The sequence below is a fragment of the Shinella sp. NM-101 genome (assembly GCF_021401195.1).
Taxonomy (GTDB): Bacteria; Pseudomonadota; Alphaproteobacteria; order Rhizobiales; family Rhizobiaceae; genus Shinella.
In genome coordinates this window covers 13555-34036 of sequence record NZ_JACBFT010000004.1, presented here as the reverse complement: position 1 = coordinate 34036, position 20482 = coordinate 13555, and the positions used below count along the sequence as shown (strand labels likewise).

At 65.4% G+C, this 20482-nt stretch carries 17 protein-coding genes; 10 read left to right on the top strand and 7 right to left on the bottom strand.

All coding sequences use genetic code 11. The features are described from left to right. Positions 1-38: 38 nt before the first annotated feature. A complete protein-coding gene (locus L0976_RS09570) occupies positions 39-947 on the bottom strand; it encodes an ABC transporter substrate-binding protein (RefSeq protein WP_234187093.1) in 909 nt (302 codons plus the stop codon). A 289-nt stretch (positions 948-1236) separates the two neighbouring features. Between L0976_RS09570 and L0976_RS09565 the strand changes: the two genes are divergently transcribed. Beyond that, a complete protein-coding gene (locus L0976_RS09565; RefSeq protein ID WP_234187092.1) occupies positions 1237-2016 on the top strand; it encodes an IclR family transcriptional regulator in 780 nt (259 codons plus the stop codon). Positions 2017-2333: 317 nt separating this feature from the next. Here the strand turns inward: L0976_RS09565 and L0976_RS09560 are convergent, their stop codons facing one another. Next, positions 2334-3662 (bottom strand): ATP-binding protein, encoded by a 1329-nt coding sequence (locus L0976_RS09560; RefSeq protein WP_234187091.1) that lies wholly within the window; start codon positions 3660-3662, stop codon positions 2334-2336. Next, positions 3659-4318 (bottom strand): response regulator transcription factor, encoded by a 660-nt coding sequence (locus L0976_RS09555; protein WP_234187090.1) that lies wholly within the window; start codon positions 4316-4318, stop codon positions 3659-3661. The genes L0976_RS09560 and L0976_RS09555 overlap by 4 nt, the downstream gene beginning before the upstream one ends. A 143-nt stretch (positions 4319-4461) precedes the next feature. Between L0976_RS09555 and L0976_RS09550 the strand changes: the two genes are divergently transcribed. The 9 genes from L0976_RS09550 (at position 4462) to L0976_RS09510 (ending at position 15253) form a co-directional block, all read left to right on the top strand. Then, on the top strand, positions 4462-4776 hold the full coding sequence (locus L0976_RS09550) for a PepSY domain-containing protein (protein ID WP_234187089.1): 315 nt from the start codon (positions 4462-4464) through the stop codon (positions 4774-4776). A 124-nt stretch (positions 4777-4900) separates the two neighbouring features. Further along, positions 4901-5416 (top strand): cytochrome b, encoded by a 516-nt coding sequence (locus L0976_RS09545; protein WP_234187088.1) that lies wholly within the window; start codon positions 4901-4903, stop codon positions 5414-5416. 196 nt (positions 5417-5612) lie between these two features. After that, on the top strand, positions 5613-6659 hold the full coding sequence (locus L0976_RS09540) for an ABC transporter ATP-binding protein (protein ID WP_234187087.1): 1047 nt from the start codon (positions 5613-5615) through the stop codon (positions 6657-6659). A gap of 124 nt (positions 6660-6783) precedes the next feature. Next, positions 6784-7806, top strand: a complete 1023-nt coding sequence (locus tag L0976_RS09535; RefSeq protein ID WP_234187086.1) for a Fe(3+) ABC transporter substrate-binding protein — start codon at positions 6784-6786, stop codon at positions 7804-7806. 44 nt (positions 7807-7850) lie between these two features. After that, a complete protein-coding gene (locus L0976_RS09530) occupies positions 7851-9560 on the top strand; it encodes an iron ABC transporter permease (RefSeq protein ID WP_234187085.1) in 1710 nt (569 codons plus the stop codon). A 164-nt stretch (positions 9561-9724) separates the two neighbouring features. Next, entirely contained in the window at positions 9725-12136 is a 2412-nt protein-coding gene (locus tag L0976_RS09525) for a glucan 1,4-alpha-glucosidase (protein WP_234187084.1), read from the top strand. Between the two features lie 34 nt (positions 12137-12170). Further along, positions 12171-13160 carry a phosphogluconate dehydrogenase (NAD(+)-dependent, decarboxylating) gene (gnd, locus tag L0976_RS09520; RefSeq protein ID WP_234187083.1) on the top strand — a complete coding sequence of 330 codons (990 nt, stop codon included), beginning with the start codon at positions 12171-12173 and terminating at the stop codon, positions 13158-13160. A 21-nt stretch (positions 13161-13181) separates the two neighbouring features. Further along, positions 13182-14558 carry a glucose-6-phosphate dehydrogenase gene (gene zwf, locus L0976_RS09515; RefSeq protein ID WP_234187082.1) on the top strand — a complete coding sequence of 459 codons (1377 nt, stop codon included), beginning with the start codon at positions 13182-13184 and terminating at the stop codon, positions 14556-14558. An 11-nt stretch (positions 14559-14569) separates the two neighbouring features. Next, a complete protein-coding gene (locus L0976_RS09510; RefSeq protein ID WP_234187081.1) occupies positions 14570-15253 on the top strand; it encodes an ROK family protein in 684 nt (227 codons plus the stop codon). A gap of 121 nt (positions 15254-15374) precedes the next feature. Here the strand turns inward: L0976_RS09510 and L0976_RS09505 are convergent, their stop codons facing one another. The 4 genes from L0976_RS09505 to tkt all read right to left on the bottom strand — a co-directional run bounded on the left by L0976_RS09505 (position 15375) and on the right by tkt (position 20461). Next, positions 15375-16349: a magnesium transporter CorA family protein gene (locus L0976_RS09505; protein WP_203320071.1), complete on the bottom strand. Its 975-nt coding sequence runs from the start codon at positions 16347-16349 to the stop codon at positions 15375-15377. A gap of 175 nt (positions 16350-16524) precedes the next feature. Further along, complete coding sequence (locus tag L0976_RS09500; protein WP_234187080.1) at positions 16525-17544, bottom strand: Gfo/Idh/MocA family protein; 1020 nt, start codon at positions 17542-17544, stop codon at positions 16525-16527. Between the two features lie 5 nt (positions 17545-17549). Beyond that, the gene (locus L0976_RS09495) at positions 17550-18326 is read right to left on the bottom strand and encodes an SDR family oxidoreductase (protein WP_234187079.1); all 777 of its coding nucleotides are present in this window, start codon (positions 18324-18326) and stop codon (positions 17550-17552) included. Next, positions 18323-20461: a transketolase gene (gene tkt / locus L0976_RS09490; RefSeq protein ID WP_234187078.1), complete on the bottom strand. Its 2139-nt coding sequence runs from the start codon at positions 20459-20461 to the stop codon at positions 18323-18325. The genes L0976_RS09495 and tkt overlap by 4 nt, the downstream gene beginning before the upstream one ends. Between the last annotated feature and the right edge of the window lie 21 nt (positions 20462-20482).

Genomic DNA, 20482 nt, shown 5'->3' with positions numbered 1-20482 from the left:
TGCGGGAGGCGGCACCTGGGCGCCGCCTCCCCGGGTTGCTATTCCAGCGTCATACGCGTGCCGCCGGTCTCGGCCGTGTAGTCCTGGATGCCGAGAAGGTTGACGAGGTCCTTGCGCTGCTGGGACACGCCGTCGTTCTTCTTCATGAAGTCCGCCTGCCACTGCTCGCCGGTGACCCAGTACTTGTAGAGGGCGTCGAGCTCGCCGCTTTCGTGGATCTTGGTCAGGAAGAAATCGAGATACTGCCAGGTGTAAACATCGCCCGGCCTGACCGCGAAGGCCCAGGTGTCCGTGCTGATCAGTTCGCGCGGCTCCTTCAGCGTGTCGAAGCCGTAGGAATCCTTGATCGCATTCAGGGCCGCCAGGTCGTTGAGGGCCGCATCGACACGGCCGCCCTTCAGCACCTGGTAGAGATCGATATCCGACGGATAGCTCTGGATCTTGGCATCGGGAAAGAACTGCTTGGCGACATCGACGCCGCTGGTGCCGGCCTTGATGGCGATCGTCCTGTCCGGCTTGTTGAGGTCTTCCCACGAGGTGACGCCGACGTCAGGCTTGACGATGGCGACCACGCCCGTCTTGTACCAGGTGCCGTTGGTGAACAGCACCTGTTGCGCCCGCTTGAAGGTCGTCGACATCGAGCTTGCGACGAAATCCGTCTTGCGCGACAGCAGGCCCGGAATGAGGCCGGCCCATTCCGTGTTGATCAGATGCAGGTCGACGCCGAGGCGGGCCGCGATCATCCGGTCGAGATCGATCGAGAAGCCGGCGGCATTGCCGTTGGCGTCGCGGAACTGCCAGGGCGCCGACGACAGGTCGTTCATCAGGACGACACGCTTGGCCGACAGGATCTCGCCGATCGTGCCGCGATTGTCGTCCGCGCCGGCGGCGATGCCCGCCGCCATGAGAATACCCGCCGCGGCGAGTGCGATTTTCCGAAATAACAACTCCCAGTCCTCCCTTGAAAGGATGTTACGATGAATGAATCGACCGCCAGCCGCCCCGGACGTCGCGTTGCCCGGAGGGTCCCAAACTGTATCGGCAAGAGAAAAGCGGTTACGATGCAGGCCCGATTATAGGAGCCGTGCAAAACGCCGCAAATTTTAAATACTATTTATAATCAATAGCTTGAATTTTTCGCATTGCGATATCGTCCCATTTTCCGGGACGTGCCGGCGAGAATTCTTGCGGCCCTCCGAGAATTCCGACACAGTCGCGAGATGGGGAGGCATGACGATGACGGACGTTTCGGAGAAGGGCAGCAGCGCGCCCGAAAAGATGTTGCGCGTGCTCGACTGCTTCACCCTGAAGGAAGGCCAGCTGACGCTCTCGGACATATCCGAACTGACCGGAATGCCCCGTTCCACGGTGCATCGCTGGGTCAGCGTGCTGAGAAGCACCGGGCTTCTCGACCAGGACTGCAACGGCGAGCGCTATCGGCTTGGCGTGCGGCTGATCCATCTCGGCAACAGCGCTCTTGCCAGCATGGACATCGCGCGTGACGCAAGGCACGTGCTGGAAGCGCTCAGCCGCAGCGCCGGTGCGCGCAGCCACCTCTGCATCTTCGACGGAAACCAGATGATCTTCGTCACCCGCACGATCGGCGGGCGCGCCGGGCGGTTCAATTCCACCACGACGATGGAAAGCTCGCCCTGCTATTGCACCAGCGTCGGCAAGGCCGCCCTTGCCTTTCAGCCGGAGGAAACGATCGAGCGGATCATCCAGCAGGGCCTGAAACCCTATACCGTCAACACGATCACCGACCCGGAGCGCCTACGAAGGGACCTGCGCCTGACCCGCGAGCGAGGCTACGCCGTCAACAATGGCGAAATGGAGCTGAGCGAACGCTGCATCGGCGCCCCGGTGCGCAACGCGGCCGGCAGGGTGATCGCCGGCCTGAGCATCACCGACGGCCATCGCAAGATCACCGACGAAAAGATACCCCATTACGCACAGCTCGTCGTTCGGCATGCGGACCTGCTGTCAATCCAGCTCGGCTATGCACTCCGGTTCTAGAAGGAGAACGGAGCGGTCGGAAATCCGCCCCGTTGATGTCAGGATAACCGCATTGGGCGGAATACCGAAAAGGCGCCAACGTCTGCCGCCCGCCGTCAAGCGGTGGCATTCTCGGCCCGGCCCGGAAATCCTCCGACGGCGAGCAGCGCCCCCGTGCCGTTGACGGGTGCGTGAACAAGTGATCGAATTCGGCTCGCCTCTGCGCTGCGGAACACGCACGGACGTTACGAGCCGGACGCCAGCCTGCGCGTCGTCCGTCTTCGCTTGTGATCCCACGGCGAAAGCCTCTTGATCCTCGCGCGGGGATACCAAGCGTATCATTCACGAATGGAAAACCTGGCCTCGAAACCGTCCTGACGCCCTTCCCGCGGAGAGAACAGTTCGAGCCGGCCGCCCGTGCCGGCGGCGATCGTCTTTGCAATGGCGAGGCCGAGGCCTGCCCCCTTCGTCAGGGATTGGCCTCGTTCGAAGGGTTGGCTGATCCGCGCAAGCGTCTCGTCAGGAACGCCCGGGCCGGCATTCGCGACCCGCAGGATGCGCTGTTCCGACAATGTCACGCGAACCGGCTCGTCTTTCGATCCGTGCTTGAGGGCGTTTTCGATAAGGTTGCGCGCCAGGATGGCGAACGCATCCGCATCGATCATCGTGAATACCGGCGCATCGGGCAGTTCCAGCTCGATGCGGCCCGTGGGGGCGGCGTATCCACCGAAATCGCCGGCGACCATGCGAAGAATGGCGCCGATATCCACCGGCCTTTCCGCAAGCAGGCGGCCGCCTTCGGCCCTTGCCAGTTGCATCAGCTTTTCCGTCAGGCGGGAAAGGCGCAGCAGGGCGATCTGCATGTCCTCTGCGCGTTCGCGCGTGGCCTCATCCGGCGCCTCGGCGATCATCCGCTGTGCTTGTGCAAGCGCCGCCGCCACCGGTGTCCGCAGTTCATGAGCCGATTTCGCCGCCAGGCTGCGTTCGGCCTCAAGCGTTCTTTTCAGCCGATCCAGCAGGCGGTTGATGGCCCTGGCCACCGGGCCGATCTCCGAGGGCAGATCATCCGCGGCAATGGGTGCGAGATCGCCCCCGCCCCGCGCCTCGATCTGCGACCGGAAGATCCGCACAGGCGTCATGGAGAGGCGAATGACCGCCCATGTGCCGGCCAGGCTCAGGGGAATGATCGCAAGCAGCGGCAGGCCGAGCCCCAAAAGGATGTGCGCGGCAGTCATGCGGCGATGCGCCACCGGTTCCGCGATCGTGATGGTGAGGTTCCCCTGGAGGGCGGCATCCGAATAGAGGCGGTGGGTCGGGGTGTTTGCGAACCCCATGCCCGAAAACGGCGGAAATATCGCGAGATCGGCGCTGTGGGAGCGCAGCAGCACTTTGCCGGATGCGTCGCGCACGACATAGGTGAAGTATTCGTCATGCTGGCGCAGCGTTGCCACGCGCTGTTCAGTATCCTCGCCGTCGCGGTCGATTATATCGAGTGCCGCCAGGGGGAGGATGCGTTGCGCCGTCTCCTCGAGCGCGCTGTCGAACACCTCATCCATTTCCTGGCGCAGCATCTGCACCGTGATGATGGCGGCCATCGCCCACAGCAGGGTCATGCCCAGTCCAAGCCACAGGGAAAGACGCCATTGCAGGCTTCGCGGCCGTATCACCTGGCGCTCCCGAGCCGGTATCCGATGCCGCGGACCGTATCGACCACGCGATAGCCGAGCTTTTTCCGCAATCTGCTCACATGAACTTCGATCGTGTTGCTCTCCACCTCGTCGCCGAACGCGTAAATATGGTCCTCAAGCTGCGACTTGGTCATCGCGACCCCCGGCCGCTGGAGGAACGCCTCGAGCAAGGTCCATTCCCGCCCCGTGAGATCGACAGGCCGGCCACCCCGCATCACGGTCCTGGCGGCGAGATCGATGCGCAGATCGCCGACCTCGACAAGGGGATTGGGATTGCCGCTGTAGCGCCGTGCCACGGCGTTCAGGCGCGAGGACAGTTCCAGGAGATCGAATGGCTTGACCATATAGTCGTCGGCGCCCGCATCGAGGCCCTCGATGCGGTCCGAAATCTGGTCGAGCGCCGTCAGAATGATGACGGGCGTCACGCTGCCCTCCGCCCTCAGTTTTCTCAGAAAGCCTATTCCCAACCCGTCGGGAAGCATCAGGTCCAGGAGGACCAGGTCGTAAGCCACGCTCCGCAGGTGCTCGCGGGCCGCGTCCAGCCGCGTCACCCAGTCAACGCAATGGCTGCCGGCGATCTGCTCGCGCACGGCCTTTCCGAGAATCGCGTCGTCTTCGATCAGCAACACTCTCATTCAGGGACCACCAAGCCTCTCGCCTGCTCTGCCTATCGACCGAAGCTGTCGGTTTGCTGAAGCCATGCCCGGCATCGCTTCAGGCATTCGTCAGGAAAGATTGCCATGGTCCCGCCGAGAGCACGTTGACCGGGAGCAATCGGATGATGAAGCACATCGCGGCCGGAATGATCACCCTGGCGCTGGCCGGGCATGGTGTCGCGCAGGCTGACGACGATTGTCACGTTTCGATGGACCGGTGGCAGCCGCGCGAGGCGGTCGAGACGATGGCCGCGGCGCGGAACTGGACGGTCACCCGGATCAGGATCGACGACGGCTGCTATGAAATCCGCGGGACGGATGAGTCCGGCCGCGCCTTCAAGGCGAAGATCGACCCGGCCACGCTCGAAATCGTCAGGTTCAGGCACCGGGACAGCGATGACGACCGCCGCGGCAGGCACGCCATCACGCACGGATGAGGGCGGCGCTCGGCAAGACACTTTCAAGCATCCTGTCCGGGACGACCGCCGAAGGCTGTCCCGAAACAGATCGCACCACATCGCCGCGATCAGACGACGCGGATATCCCAAGGAGCTTTCGTCAATGTCCAGCAATCCCGCCCGCTATTCCAAAGGCATGATCGTCATCCACTGGCTCAGCGCCCTCCTGGTTTTCGGGGCATGGCTGACATCCACGGGTGGCCGGCACATGGCTGAAAACCCGCCCTTGCTGCATTTTTCGCTCGGACTGGCGGTGCTTTTGCTCGTCCTGCCGCGGCTGGTCCTGCGGGTTGCGGGAGGAGTGCCGGAAGTGGTGCAGCCCGGCGGGTGGCTTGCCGTTGCAGCCAGGTTCGGACATGCCGTGTTCTACCTGTTCCTGATCTGTCTGCCGCTGAGCGGCTGGTATGCGGCCTCGCGGCTCGGCGTTCCGGTCTCGTTCTTCGGCATCCCGCTTCCAGCCATCGCCGAACGCGTCCAGGGCGCCCCGGGCCCTGTCGCGGAACTCCATGAGAATGCGGGCACGATCATCCTCTATCTGGCCGGCCTGCATGCCGCCATCGCCGTCTGGCACCAGTTCAAGCTGCGCGACGGCACGCTTCAGCGCATGTCCCTGCGCTGAACGGCGATATACGCACCACCTGAGGCTCGCTCGACAGAAACAGGTCACCCATCACGGCTTCCTTCACCGCAAACCGTGAATCACGCGACGATCCAGATTGATGGGTCCCAAGCCTCGGCCGCTGGCCTGCCCATGGACAAAACGGGAGGGATGGTTATTTCTGCCCTGAAGAACAATGGTGCGACGAGCAGTCCTGATGAGCCAGAACGCCGAAGAATTTGCCCTCAGACTGCAGGATGTCAGCCGCGCCTTCGGGCAGACCCCTGCCGTCTCCGGCATATCGCTCGACATTCGCCGCGGCGAGGTGGTCTCGCTGGTCGGCCATTCCGGCTGCGGGAAGTCCACCTTGCTGCGCATCGTCGCGGGTGTCGAAACGGCAGATGGCGGGCAGATCTTTCTCGGCAACCGCCAGGTCAACGGTCCGCGCACCTTCGTCGAGCCCGAGGCGCGAAACGTCGGCTTCGTCTTCCAGGACTACGCGCTCTTTCCGCACATGACCGCGCGCGACAACATCTTTTTCGGCCTCAAGCGGCTGCCACGGCAATTGGCAGAGGCCCGCTTCGCCGAAGTGGTCGAGCGCGTGGGAATCCAGCACCTCGTCCATCGCTTCCCGCATACCCTTTCGGGCGGTGAGCAGCAGCGCGTCGCGCTCGCGCGTGCCCTTGCGCCACGCCCCGCCATCGTCTTGATGGACGAGCCGTTCTCCAATCTCGACCAGGGCCTGAGGGAGAAGGTGCGCACGGAAACGCTGGCGCTTCTGAAATCGCTCGGGACGACCGTGATCATGGTGACGCACGACCCGCAGGAAGCGCTTTCGGCGGGCGATCGCGTCGTGCTGATGCGGTCCGGCAGGATCGTCCAGGAGGGGTCGGCCCATGACCTGCACGACCGTCCGAACAGCGCCTATGCGGCCGAGTTCTTCTGTGCCTTCAACAAGGTTCCCGGCGTCTATCGGGACGGAAGGCTCACCACCGCGATCGGCAGCTTCCCGCAACAGCTCGACCTGCGGCCGGATAGCGCCGCGACGCTGTTCATCCGCCCCCAGTCGATTGCGGTATCGCTGCACGACGGCGACCTGCCTGCGCGGATCGAGCAGCGCGTCTTCCACGGCGAGATCGAGCAGCTTGTCCTTCGCGTCCAGGGGCTGGAGGCGCCGCTCAAGGTCCGCACGATGGAGCGCTTGCCCGACGGCGTGTCGGACGTGCGGATTTCCGTGCAGGCCGACCGCGTTCTGACCTTCTGACGGCGCGGGCCGGACGATCACGGCCCATCAAGTTTGCGTGATCTCGGCAATAAATTCCTCGGGAAACTTGACTAATCAAATCAGGAAATGATGCAAGGGTGTCGCGTTCCTAAAGGAGGGTCTTATGAACTCGCACGCCGCCCTGGCATCCACGTTTCTCGCAGCTTCGCTTCTGGCCGTTCCATCCGTTGCCGCTGCCGCCGAAATCAACGTCTACACGACGCGCGAACCGGCGCTCATCGCGCCCCTCCTCGAGGCCTACACGAAATCGACCGGCACGAAGGTCAACACCGTGTTCCTGAAGGACGGCCTTCCCGAGCGCGTCGCGTCGGAAGGCGAAAGCTCGCCTGCCGACATCCTGATGACCGTCGACGCCGGCAACCTCGTCGACCTCGTGGACAAGGGCCTCACCCAGCCGATCCAGTCCGAAGTGCTGGACGGCGCCGTCCCCGCGCAGTTGCGCGACGCCGGCGGCAACTGGTTCGGCCTTTCCTATCGCGCCCGCGTCCTCTATGCCGCCAAGGATCTCGACCTGGCGTCGTTCAACTACGAACAGCTCGCCGATCCGGCCTGGAAGGGCAAGGTGTGCATCCGTTCGGGCCAGCATCCCTACAACACGGCTCTCTTCGCAGATTACATCGCCCACCACGGCGCCGAGGAAACCGAGAAGTGGCTGGCCGGGGTCAAGGGCAACCTGGCGCGCAAGGCCGGCGGCGGCGACCGCGACGTCGCCAAGGACATCCTCGGCGGCATTTGCGAGATCGGCATCGCCAACTCCTACTATGTCGGCCTGATGCGCTCGGGCAAGGGCGGCGAGGAGCAGGTTGCCTGGGGCGATGCGATCAAGGTCGTCCTGCCGACCTTCAAGGACGGCGGCACGCAGGTGAACATCAGCGGCGCGGCGATCGCCAAGCACGCGCCGAACAAGGACGAGGCGGTGAAGCTGCTCGAATACCTCGTTTCCGACGAGGCACAGAAGATCTATGCCGAGGCCAACTACGAATATCCGGTGAAGGCCGGCGTGGCGAGCGATCCGATCATCGCCTCCTTCGGCGAACTGAAGATCGACAGCAAGCCGCTGTCGGAGATCGTGGGCCACCGCAAACAGGCCAGCGAACTCGTCGACAAGGTCGGCTTCGACAACTAGGGAAACGAGGAAGGCGCCCATCGGGCGCCTTCTTTCCGCACAGCATGGTTCAGCCGGCCTCGACCAGCCCCCAAATCGACCGATCCGCGAAACGCCCGGGCAGCGGCTGGCTGACGTTCGCGGGCGTGATCGCGCTTGTCGTCCTCCTGCCCATCGCCGGCTTGCTGCTCGAGGCGGCCAAGGGATCGTCGGGCCTGTGGAGCCATCTGTTTTCGACGATCCTGCCCGCAGCGATGGCGGATACCGTCATCCTGCTGGCCGGCGTCGGCCTGGTCACGGCGGTGATCGGCACCACCACGGCCTGGCTGGTGACGGCCTACGATTTCACGGGCCGGCGCGTGCTGGAATGGGCGCTGCTGCTGCCGCTTGCCGTGCCGACCTATATCATAGCCTATGCCTATCTCGACATCCTGCATCCGATCGGCTCCGTGCAGGGAGCAATCCGGTGGATGCTGGGCCATGACAGCCCGCGCCAGTTCCGCCTGCCCGATATCCGGTCGATGACCGGCTGCATCCTGCTCCTGGGCTTCGTGCTCTATCCCTATGTCTATATTCCGACGCGCGCGATGTTCCTCACGCAGTCGGCAAACCTCATCGATGCGGCCCGCACGCTCGGCGTCTCCCGGCGCGCGGTGTTCTGGCGCGTCGCGCTGCCGCTGGCGCGCCCGGCCGTCGCGGTGGGCATCAGCCTTGCCCTGATGGAAACGCTGAACGACGTCGGCGCGGCCGAATTCCTCGGCGTGCGCACGATGACGGTTTCGATCTACACGACCTGGATCACCCGCTCCGATCTGCCGGGCGCCTCGCAGATTGCGCTGGCGCTCCTGCTGATCGTCGTGGCGCTGGTGGCGCTGGAGCGGTGGGCCCGGCGCCGGCAGCGTTATGCCAGCGACGCCCGGCGAAGCCCCCAGCTCGTCCTGCAACGGGTTCCGGCCTGGAAGGGGGCCTTGTTCCTGTGCGCCGGCGCCCTGCCCGTGCTGCTGGGCTTCGGCGCGCCTGCGGTCTACCTGGTGACGGAAGCCTGGAAGCGATACCAGTTCGCCGGCCTCTCGCCGCGTATCCTCAGCGAGGCGGCAAGCACCATCACGATCGCAACGACCGCGACTGTCGCGACCGTCGGTTTCGGCCTCATCGTCGCCTATGCCGCCCGCGTGCGGCCCGGCGCGAAATCCTCCTGGCTGCTGCGGCTCTCGACGCTGGGCTATGCCGCCCCCGGCACCGTCGTGGCGATCGGCGTGCTGATCGTGCTTGCCGGGCTCGACAGATTCATCGACAGGTCAGCGACGGCGTGGCTGGGCATCTCCACCGGCCTGCTGTTCATAGGATCGGGCACCGCGGTGGTCTATGCGCTCGTCGTGCGGTTCCTCGCCATTTCCGCAGGCGGTATCGAAGCCGGGCTCTCGCGCATTCCCGGATCCCTGGATCAGGCGTCGCGAACCCTCGGTCAATCCACCTCGGGCACGTTCTGGCATGTCCACCTGCCGCTTTCGAAAACCGCGATTTCCGCCGCGGGGCTTCTGGTTTTCGTGGACTGCGTGAAGGAATTGCCCGCAACGCTGCTGTTGCGCCCCCTCAATGTCGAAACCTTTGCCACCCACCTTTATGGTGAAGCGGCCCGGGGGACCTATGAGGAGGCTTCCCTTGCCGCCCTCGCGATTGTCGCGATCAGCATATTGCCGGTGATACTGCTGTCCCGCGTGGGGCGCGGCCGGGTCGCGCAGCCCGCCGTCGGCCCGGCAGGCGTGCTCTCGTGAGCCGGCCTGCAAGGTCGCTGCTTCGACCGGCGCCACGCCGGCCGGATTCGGTGGGCAGGCCCGGCAACACAGAAAATATTTGCGATCCCTGTCACCCGAACAAGCCATGATCCAAATTACGCCGCGTGGACATCCTAGAGCGGACACGGAAGGCAGGTGGATCCATGCGTCGACTGATTGATTTCGCTCCCGGCGCGCCCGGCATTCCCGCCCGGTGGACCTCCAGCGCCAAGAGCGGCGTGGGCACGGCGCTCTCGCCGCAATCTCCCGTCTGGTTCACGCTCAGCCACGGCATCCTCAACGAAATCTACTATCCGCGCGTGGACAGCGCCTGCACGCGCGATTTCGGCCTGCTGGTCACGGGTCCCGCGGGCTATTTCTCCGAGGAAAAGCGCGACTGCATCACGATGACAACGCGGCAGGCGGACGGCGTTCCGGCCTTCCATGTGGTCAATACCGCCCGCGACGGTCGATACAGCATCGAAAAGGATGTCGTCAGCGATCCGGCCCGCCCCTGCGTCCTCCAGCGCATCACCTTCAGGCCGGCCGAGGGCGCGGTCGGCGATTACGGCGTCTTCGCGCTGCTGGCGCCGCATCTCACCAATGCCGGCATGCAGAATTCGGCCTGGATCGCGGACTATTACGGCGCGCCGTTGCTGATGGCCTGCGGGCGCTCGCGCTATCTGGCGCTGGCGGCTTCCACCCCCTGGAAAGCACGCTCCGCGGGCTATGTCGGCACCTCCGACGGATACCGGCAATTGCGCGAACACGGCACGCTGGACCCGTGCTACCAGCGCGCCGACGAAGGCAATGTCGCGCTGACCGGCGAGATCGGCCTGACCGCCGACAACCCGACCGTCGTGCTGGCGCTCGCCTTCGGCCAGTCGGAAACCGAAGCCGCGGCCACCGCGCTCCAAAGCCTCGATGCCGGCTTCGACGTGGCGCAGGATCGCTATCGCGAGAACTGGCACCGCTGGCAGCACGGTCTCGTCGGGCTCGACCGCCCGCATGCGGGAAAGGTCAATGCCTATCGCGTGTCCACCGCCGTGCTGGCCGCCCATCGCGCCGCCGACCGCGCGGGCGCCGTCGTGGCGAGCCTTTCCATCCCGTGGGGCGACAACAAGGGCGACGACGACCTCGGCGGCTACCACCTCGTCTGGCCGCGCGATCTCGTCGAGACGGCGGGCGGTTTCCTGGCCGCCGGCGACAGCCGGGAAGCGCTGGCCATCCTCGACTATCTGCGCGAAGTCCAGCTCGCCTCCGGCCACTGGCCGCAGAACCTCTGGCTGGACGGGCGGCCCTACTGGCCCGGCGTGCAGATGGACGAATGCGCGTTTCCCATCCTGCTCGCCGACCTGCTTCACCGCCACCATCATCTGGCCGGCCGGCATCTCGACCGTTTCATGCCGATGATCCGCAAGGCGGCCGGCTATCTGGTCGCCAACGGCCCGGCGACCATCCAGGACCGCTGGGAGGAGGACGGCGGCTACAGCCCCTTCACGCTGGCCGTCGAGATCGCCGCCCTGCTTGCCGCCGCCGACCTGATCGAGGCGGATGGCGACCCGGATGCCGCCGGACACCTGCGCGAAACGGCCGATTGCTGGAACGAGCAGATCGAGAACTGGACCTTTGCCTCAAGGCCGAACATCTGCGCGGCGGCCGGCATCAAGGGCTATTACGTGCGCATCGCCGGCGCGGCCGCGACGGATGTCGCCGCCGCCGCGGACGGCCAGACCGCGATCCGCAACCAGGTTCCCGAAAAGGCCATGCTGCCGGCCTGGGACGTGCTGAGCCCTGATGCGCTGGCACTGGTGCGGTTCGGACTGCGCAGGCCGGACGATCCGCGCATTCTCGATACGATCAAGGCGATCGACCACGCGCTCAAGGTGGACTTGCCGCAGGGCCCGCTCTGGTACCGCTACACCGGCGACGGCTACGGCGAGAAGCCGGACGGCGGGCCGTTCGACGGCATCGGACAGGGGCGTGCCTGGCCGCTTCTTTCCGGCGAGCGCGCCCATTACGAGCTGGCGGCCGGCCGGCGCGATCGCGCCGAGGCCCTGCTGGCAACGCTGGAGGCCTCCGCCGGGGTCGAGGGCCTGCTGCCCGAGCAGAGCTGGGACGGCCCGGATGTTCCCGCACGCGAACTGGCCTTCGGCCGTCCGTCGGGCAGCGCCATGCCGCTGGTCTGGGCGCATGCCGAGCATATCAAGCTGCTGCGCTCGCTCGCCGACGGCGCGGTCTTCGACATGCCGCCGCAGACGGTCGAACGCTATATCCGCCGCCGGACACCCGCCGCCCTGCGCATCTGGCGCCCCGACAACAGGATCGCGACCATGCCGCGCGGCAAGATCCTGCGGCTGGAACTGAATGCGCCGGCGCTGGTACACTGGAGCCTCGACGGCTGGGGCACGACCAGCGACAGCCCGACGCGCGAGACCGCCTTCGCCACCCATGTGGTGGACCTGCCGACGGCCGGGCTTGCGGCCGGAGGGTGCATCCTGTTCACGTTGCTGTGGCTGGGTTCGCAGCGGCGCTGGGAAAATAGCGACTACGAAATACGAATTCCGGGCGAATGAACACCTGAAACGGAGCTGGCATACGCAACTGGGAATGATCGGGCTGGGCCGCATGGGCGCAAACATGGTGCGGCGCCTCACGAAGGCCGGACATCGATGCGTCGTCTATGACGTCAATCCGCAAAGCGTGGCGGCGCTGGTCGCCGAAGGCGCGACGGGCGCGGAAAGCCTGGACGACCTCCTCGCGAAACTCACGCCCCCGCGCGCCGTCTGGCTCATGCTGCCGGCCGCCATCACCGGCGGCATCGCCCGGGACCTCGCCGCCCGCATGGAGGCCGGCGATACGCTGATCGACGGCGGCAATTCCCACTATCGCGATGCGGTCGATCTCGCCGCCGAGTTTTCCGCGAAGGACGTCTCCTTCGTCGACGTCGGCACCAGCGGCGGCGTCTGGGGGCTGGAGCGCGGCTACAGCCTGATGATCGGCGGCCCCGACGCGGCGGTCACGCGGCTCGATCCCATTTTCGCGGCGCTGGCGCCCGGCGCGGACGGAGCGGGCGGAAAAGCCGGCACGGCGGACACCGCGGCACAAGGCTATCTCCATTGCGGCCCGTCGGGCGCCGGCCATTTCGTCAAGATGGTCCATAACGGCATCGAATACGGCATGATGGCCGCCTATGCCGAAGGGCTGAACATTCTGAAAGCCGCCAATGCCGGCAACGAGGCGCGCCCGGCCGACGCGGAAACCGCCCCCCTCGCCCAGCCGCAATATCACAAATTCGACATCGACCTCGCCGCCGTCACCGAAGTGTGGCGCCATGGCAGCGTCATCGGCTCATGGCTGCTCGACCTGACGGCCGGCGTCCTGAAGACGGACCCGACGCTTGCCGGTTTCGATGCCCGCGTCTCCGATTCCGGCGAAGGGCGCTGGACCCTGCAGGCGGCGGTGGAAACTGGCGTGCCGGCGCCGGTGCTCTCCTCGGCGCTGTTTGCACGCTTCAGCTCGCGCGACAACGACGAATTCGCCAACAGGCTGCTTTCGGCCATGCGCTTCGCCTTCGGCGGACATGGCAAGGCGAAATAGATCGAACGGGTGGAGACAGTCATGAGCCAGAACAGGTCGGACGCGCTGGTGGTCTTCGGCGCAAGCGGCGATCTCGCCCACAGGATGATCCTGCCCTCGCTGTACCAGATGGTGCGGCGCGGCCATCTGAGCGAACCGGTCATCGGCGTCGCGCTCGACGACTGGGACGCGGACAGGCTGGCAGAGCGCGCCCGCGACGGCATCCTCACGCAGTTCGGTTCGGTGGACGAAGCCGTCTTCGCAAGGTTCAAGAGCCTGCTGCGCTATGTCGGCGGCGACTACAAGGCCGCCGCGACCTTCGAAAGGCTGCGCCAGGCGCTCGGCGGCGCGACCCGGCCGCTCTACTACCTCGCCATCCCGCCTTCGCTGTTCGGCACCGTGATAGAAGCCCTCAAGGCCGCCGGCATCGCCGGCCACGCCCGCCTGATGGTGGAAAAGCCCTTCGGCCGCAATCTTGCGTCCGCACGGGCGCTCAACGAGGAACTGCTCTCCGTCTTCGAGGAGCAGTCGGTCTTTCGCATCGACCACTATCTCGGCAAGGAGGCGATCCAGAACCTGCTCTATTTCCGTTTCGCCAACACCTTCCTGGAGCCCGTCTGGAACCGCAACTACGTGGAGAGCGTGCAGATCACCATGGCCGAGGATTTCGGCGTCGGCGGTCGCGGCCGGTTCTACGACGAGGTGGGCTGCGTGCGCGACGTGATCCAGAACCATCTGGTCAACGTGCTTCTCCTCCTGGCCATGGAGCCGCCCGCGACGAGCGATTCCGACGATCTCAGCGACGAGAAGGTCCAGGTGCTGAAATCGATCCGCCCCCTGCGGGAGGAGGACCTCGTCCGGGGCCAGTTCGACGGCTACCGCGACGAGCCGGACGTGGCCGCGGGCTCGCCCGTGGAGACCTTTGCCGCCGTGCGGCTCTTCGTCGACACATGGCGCTGGAAGGGCGTTCCCTTCTACATCCGCGCCGGCAAGAACCTGCCGGTGCGCGCCACCGAGGTCGTCCTGCGCTTCAAGCGGCCGCCTATCGCGGTCTTCGACGACACCGACGCCGCCGACGCCAACTACGTGCGCTTTCGGGTCGGCCCCGAGGTGCTGATCGGCATCGGCGCGCGCCGCAAGGCTGCCGGCAGCGAAATGATCGGCGAAGACGTGGAACTGGCCGCCGTCGACAGCACGGCGGACGACATGCTGCCCTACGAGCGGCTGATCGGCGACGCCATGAACGGCAAGCGGCAACTGTTCACCCGGCGGGATGCCTCCGAGCTCGCCTGGCGTGTCGTCGATCCGGTGCTGGACCTGAAAACCCGGCCCGCGCCCTATGCGCCGCACAGCTGGGGACCGGAAGAGGCGATGAGCGGCTTTGCGCCCCCCGGCGGCTGGGTCGATCCGGAGGCATGACGGAAAAGCACATGGACGATCACAGGCAACCCGTCGTGCTTTCCGTCGACATCGGCGGATCACATGTCAAGATCCTCACAAGCGCGGGCGGCGAGCCGCGCCGCGTCGTCTCCGGCCCGGACATGGATGCGGCCGCGATGGCCGATGCCGTCGAGCAGCTTGCGCAGGGCCTGCCGTTCGACGTCATCTCGATCGGCTATCCCGGGCCGGTGGTGCACGACAGGATCGTCGCCGAACCGCACAATCTCGGCCGTGGCTGGGTCGCCTATAATTTCGCCCGCCGCTTCGGCAAGCCGCTGAAGATCGTCAACGACGCGCTCATGCAGGCCGTCGGCAGCTACGACGGCGGGCGCATGCTGTTCCTCGGGCTTGGAACCGGCCTCGGTGCGGCCATGATCGTCGACAACGTGGCCCAGCCGCTGGAAATCGCGCATCTCCCCTACCGCAAGGGGCGGACATTCGAGGACTATCTCGGCAATGCGAGCCTCGAAAGGCGCGGCCGGAAGAAGTGGGAGAAGCACGTCTGCGCCGCCGTGGAAAAGCTGACGCAAGCGCTCGAGCCCGACTACGTCGTCATCGGCGGCGGCAATGCCGAAAAGCTGCACAGCCTCCCCGAAAAGTCCCGCCGCGGCGACAACATGAACGCCTTCAAGGGCGGATTCGCCCTCTGGCTCGATCGCAACCTTCGCGTATGAGCCAAGTTCGAGCCGGCAGAGCGCAGTTCAGCCATGGCGGCGTCCACCCGATCACCGCAATTGGGATCGATGGAAAGGGCCCGCCGTCAGGCGAGTGAGATCAGGAACTGCGAGACCGGAGCTAAAACCAACCCTTCAGCTTGAACCAGACCAAGGGAACGACGGTGCTCAGGATTATTGCGGCCCAGGCATAGGGATAACCCCAGGACCAATCGTACTCGGGCATGAATTTGAAATTCATGCCATAGATCCCCGCAACCAGCGTTGGGGGAATGCCGGCGATGGAGACAATCGTCAAGACCTTGATCACATCGTTCTGGACGATGCCGATAAGCCCGACGAGAGCGTCGAGAACGAACTGGATCTTGTTCGCGAGCTGCTCTTCGTACTCGGTCAGCGAATGAATGTCCTGGTGCAAGCTGGCGATGGCGGATTTGGGCCCTTCCGTGAACCAGCCGCCGCAATTCTGCTCGGTATAGGCCACGACGCGCGCCAGGCCCTGTATGCCGTCCCGAACCTCCGACAGCCTGTCACCGAGCCGGCCGACCTGGCGAAGTTGTACCCGCAGGAGCCTGTTGGAGCGGGCCGCATGCCGGCCGCGCGTATCGTCGGCATGAAATGCATCGACGGCCAGGACATTCAGTTCCCCGGCCAGGCGTTCGAGCATGTCCGCGACCCGGTCCACGATCTCTTCGCAGAGGAGGACAAAGACGTCGAGGCTCGATTTCGGCACTTCCGGTCCTGAAGAAAATTTGTCGGCAACAGCATCGAAGGTCGCCAGTGCCATGAAACGAACCGTGATGAGCCGGTCGCGCGACAGGACGAACCCCAATGGCGGCGTCGCCGGGCTTTGCTCAGGATGAATCGCAGCAGACGGCGTGCTCATATAGAGCACGCCGTGTTCGTTCCTGAGGCGACGCGAAACCTGTATCTCGCTGAGCGCTCCCATGGAGGGAAGCGTCGCGCCGGTCATTTTCTCGATTTGTGCAACCTCATCGGCGCTTGGATCGAAAGCGTCTATCCATAGAGGCGCAGCGGCACCACCCGCTTCCTTCGCTCGTGTTGGATCGCTATCGGTGGGATAGAAGCGCAGCATCGCCAGTCACTCCAAAACAGCACGCATCATCATTCATATCGGCTCCGCCAAGTCTGGCCGGCATCTTTGCGGGGTTGTCTCCGCCGCGTGCCTTGGGAGCAAGAATACATGAATAAGGAAGCCTGGAGCTGGCGGCACTCATCGTTTGTCATCGCATAGCGGCGCTTCGATGCCGTCAGCTATTGACCAATGCGCCGCCTTTCGCGGATTCGATGAGTTTCTCAAGGACTTCGACATTGCGAAGCGCATCCGACGGATCGTATCGCGGGGTCGCGCCATCGAGCACGATGCGACCCATTTCTTCGAATTCCGCCGCGAAGGAATTGAAGGCCGGGAACGTCTCGGTCTGCGGCTCGACGCCGTCGAGGAAAACCTCGTCGCCGAAGCGGTGGGTCAGAAGCCGCGTGAAGGGTTCCCCGCGCATTCCCGTCCCCTGCAGGCTGATCCAGCCATCCGTGCCGACGATCTCGATCTGGCTGAGCGGATTGATATGGTCGAACGAAACGGAGAAGATCGACGTGCGCCCGTTTCCGAAGTCGAGAAGCCCCGAGGTCGTCGTGTCGACGCTCTCGCCCGGCCTGATCCATTGCGTTGCGAAGACGCCGGCCGGTTCGGCGGCAAAGATGAGCCGGCTCATGTTGACCGCGTAGCATCCCATGTCCCAGAGCACCCCGCCGCCCGCCGCCGGATCGAAGCGGATGTTGTAGTTGTCGTAGTGCTGCTTGAAGCCGAGCGTCACGCGAGCGAGGCGGACATCCCCGATCGACCCGGATCGCGCAAGCTGCAGCGCCTTCAGCCAGCGCGGCGCAAAGCGATACATGAACGCTTCCATGACCACGCGATCGGCCCGCTTCGCCTCGGCGGCGATCGTCTCGACATCGTCCCGCGAAAGCGCGAGCGGCTTTTCGCAGAGCACATGCTTGCCGGCCTTTACGGCACGGATCGTCCATTCGGTGTGCAGGTGGTTGGGAAGCGGGATATAGACCGCATCGACCTGCGGATCCGCCAGTAGCGCATCGTAGGAGCCATACGCCTTTTGCGCGCCCCAGCGAACGCGGTCGGCCTCGGCCACTTCGGGCCTGCGGCTGGAAACCGCGGCAAGTGTCGCGTTCCCGGCCGCCAGGATGCCCGGGATGGCCGCCTCGTTGATCCATGCGGAGCCGAGAACGCCCCATCTCAGTTGCTTCTTGTTCATCGTCATCACCACACCGTTGTTCCGCCATCGACCACAAGATCTTCGCCCGTCACGTAGGAGGCCGCATCGCTCAGGAGAAAGACGACGGGGCCTGCGATTTCTTCCGGGCGCGCGAGGCGTCCAAGCGGCGCGTCCTTGGCATAGACGGACATCAGGTCGCGCATGTCCGGCCGGTCGTTCATGGGAGTCAACGTTACACCGGGACTGACGGAATTGACGCGAATGCCGCGACCGCCCCATTCCGCGGCGAGGCATTTCGTGAAGTGCCGCACGCCCGCCTTGGAGGTGTTGTAGTTCACCTGCGACAGGCCGCGATTGGCGATCGTCGCCGACATGGACGCGATGTTGACGATGCGCCCGCCGCCGTTGCGCAGCATGGCGCGGCCCTCCGCCTGGCAGGAAAAGAAGACGCCGCCGAGATTGACCTGCAGCACTGAGTCCCATTGCTCCGGCGACATGTCTTCCGCCGGGCCGGTCTTGGTTATGCCGGCGGCATTGACGGCAAGGCTCAGGGGGCCGAAGCGGCCCTCCACGGCTTCGATGGCCTTCGCGAGGCTCTCCGGGCTCGACACATCGACCTCGATGGCGACGGCGCGGTCTTCCCCGACATCCGCGACCACCTCATGAATGCCACGGTTGCCGGGGATGTCGCCGCAGCCGACAAGCGCGCCCGAGGCGACGAGCGCCTCGACGATGCTGCGGCCGATGCCGCCGCCTGCACCCGTCACGAAGGCGACCCGCCCGTCGAGGCGGAACTGCGGGGGCTGAATGGACCTGGTCATGCCTTCTCCTTTCCGCGTGCGATCGTCCGCCGGACGGCCTCGGCCACCTTTTCCGGCGTGAAGCCGAAATGAACCTGGAGAACCTCACCCGGCGCCGACTCGCCGAACCGATCGATTGCGACCGTCTCCCCGGCATCGCCGACGAGGTCACGCCAGCCGAACTGGGTTGCCGCCTCGACGCTGACGCGGGCCTTGAGCGACGGCGGCAGCACCGCGTCTCGATAGGATTGCGGCTGCTCCAGGAAGATTTCCCGGCATGGCGTGGAGACGATCCTCAGGGCGACGTCGTCGCCAAGCCTTTCACGGGCCGCAAGCGCGAGCGCCACCTCCGAGCCCGTCGCGATAACGATGGCTTCCGGCCTCGTTCCGCCGGGAGGATCGCAAAGCACATAGGCCCCCCTTGCAGCGCCGCTGCCGTCCGCGAAGTGGCCGGTGCCGCGCTTCAGCGTCTCGAGATTCTGCCTGGAAAGCACGAGGCATGTCGGCCGGTCCCTGCTCTCCACCGCCGACCGCCACGCCCAGACGGTTTCCGTGGCATCCGCCGGACGGAACACGTTGAGGCCGGGCATGGAGCGCAGGACGGCCAACTGTTCGATCGGCTGGTGCGTCGCCCCGTCTTCGCCCATGGCGATGGAGTCATGGGTAAGGATATAGATGACCGGCAGCCGCATGATGGCGGCAAGCCGCATGGACGGCAGCATGTGATAGCAGAATTGCAGGAAGGTCGCCGCATAGGGGCGCGTCAGCCCGTGAAGCGCGATCCCGCTCGTCATCGCCGCCATGCCGTGCTCGCGCACGCCATAATGGATGTTGCGGCCATAGAGCGCGACGTCGCCATAGGCCTTGGTGCTGTGGACCGCAGGCGCGAAGACCGCCTCGCCCCGCACGCTCGCATAGGTGGATTCATCGAGGTCCGCCGCCCCGCCCCAGAGCTCCGGCATCAATGGCGCGATCGCATTGAGGATGCGACCGGACGCCTTTCGCGTCGAAAGCGTTTCGCCGGGTTCGAAGTCCGGCAGCGCGTCAAGCCATCCATCCGGCAGGGCTCCCGCTTCCAGCCGGGAAAGGAGAGCGGCGTGTTCCGGCTGACGCGACCGCCAGCGCTCCATCGCCCGCGTCCAGTCCGCGTGGCGTTGCCGGCCGCGGGCGACAGCCCGCCTCGTATGGCCGAGCACGGCCTCCTCGATGACGAAGGTTTTCTCCGGATCAAAGCCGATGGCCCGCTTCATGCCCGCCACCTCCTGCGCACCCATCGGAGCCCCGTGGATCGCGCCGGTGTTCTGCTTTGTCGGCGCCGGCCAGCCCATGATGGTGCTGAGACGGATCAGCGACGGCTTTCCGGTTTCCGCCTTGGCCGCCTGGAAAGCCTCGTTCAGGGCCTCGACATCCTCCCGGTAGGTCGTGCCGTCGATCGTCGGGCCGCGCCAGTCGACATGCTGGACATGCCAGCCCATGGCGGCGAATTTGGCAAGTGTGTCCTCGCTGACCGCGATGACGGTGTCATCGTCCGCGGAAATACGGTTGTCATCCCACAGAAGCACGAGATTGCCGAGCTGCAGGTGACCGGCAAGGGCCGCCGCCTCCATGGCGACCCCCTCCTGCATGCAGCCGTCGCCGGCAAAGACCCAGATCGTATGGTCGAACGGACTTTCCCCTTCCGGCGCCCCGGGGTCGAGGAGCCCCCTCTCCCGCCGGGCCGCCATCGCCATGCCGACCGCGGATGCAACGCCCTCGCCGAGCGGTCCCGTCGTCATTTCGATACCGTTGGCGCGGTCGAGTTCGGGATGGCCCGGGGTTTTGGAATGCAGCGTGCGGGTCGCCTTGAGGTCCTCCAGCGTCATCGGGTAGCCCGTGAGGAAGAGCTGGATGTAGAGGGTCAGCGACGAATGTCCCATGGACAGCACGAAGCGGTCGCGGCCGAGCCATTCGGGATTGGACGGATCGTGGTTCATGACACGGCTGAAGAGCAGATGCGCCGCCGCCGCCATGCTGATCGCCGTTCCGGGATGCCCGCCCCTGGCATTCTCCACGATATCGGCGACGAGGGCGCGGATGGTGGCGACAGCCCGGTCGTCGAGGTCGCTCCAGTCGAAACTCTCCGCCGCGGGGGCGATGGCATTGCTGGTCATGGACATGGCACTTCCCTGCTGGTTCTG

Coding starts and splice junctions, on each gene's coding strand:
- L0976_RS09545 (WP_234187088.1), top strand. CDS start 4,901: ATGTCCAGCAATCCCGCCCGCTATTCCAAAGGCATGATCGTCATCCAC.
- L0976_RS09550 (WP_234187089.1), top strand. CDS start 4,462: ATGATGAAGCACATCGCGGCCGGAATGATCACCCTGGCGCTGGCCGGG.
- L0976_RS09540 (WP_234187087.1), top strand. CDS start 5,613: ATGAGCCAGAACGCCGAAGAATTTGCCCTCAGACTGCAGGATGTCAGC.
- L0976_RS09505 (WP_203320071.1), bottom strand. CDS start 16,349: ATGCTGCGCTTCTATCCCACCGATAGCGATCCAACACGAGCGAAGGAA.
- L0976_RS09495 (WP_234187079.1), bottom strand. CDS start 18,326: ATGACCAGGTCCATTCAGCCCCCGCAGTTCCGCCTCGACGGGCGGGTC.
- zwf (WP_234187082.1), top strand. CDS start 13,182: ATGAGCCAGAACAGGTCGGACGCGCTGGTGGTCTTCGGCGCAAGCGGC.
- gnd (WP_234187083.1), top strand. CDS start 12,171: ATGATCGGGCTGGGCCGCATGGGCGCAAACATGGTGCGGCGCCTCACG.
- L0976_RS09530 (WP_234187085.1), top strand. CDS start 7,851: ATGGTTCAGCCGGCCTCGACCAGCCCCCAAATCGACCGATCCGCGAAA.
- L0976_RS09565 (WP_234187092.1), top strand. CDS start 1,237: ATGACGGACGTTTCGGAGAAGGGCAGCAGCGCGCCCGAAAAGATGTTG.
- tkt (WP_234187078.1), bottom strand. CDS start 20,461: ATGTCCATGACCAGCAATGCCATCGCCCCCGCGGCGGAGAGTTTCGAC.
- L0976_RS09510 (WP_234187081.1), top strand. CDS start 14,570: ATGGACGATCACAGGCAACCCGTCGTGCTTTCCGTCGACATCGGCGGA.
- L0976_RS09555 (WP_234187090.1), bottom strand. CDS start 4,318: ATGAGAGTGTTGCTGATCGAAGACGACGCGATTCTCGGAAAGGCCGTG.
- L0976_RS09525 (WP_234187084.1), top strand. CDS start 9,725: ATGCGTCGACTGATTGATTTCGCTCCCGGCGCGCCCGGCATTCCCGCC.
- L0976_RS09500 (WP_234187080.1), bottom strand. CDS start 17,544: ATGAACAAGAAGCAACTGAGATGGGGCGTTCTCGGCTCCGCATGGATC.
- L0976_RS09535 (WP_234187086.1), top strand. CDS start 6,784: ATGAACTCGCACGCCGCCCTGGCATCCACGTTTCTCGCAGCTTCGCTT.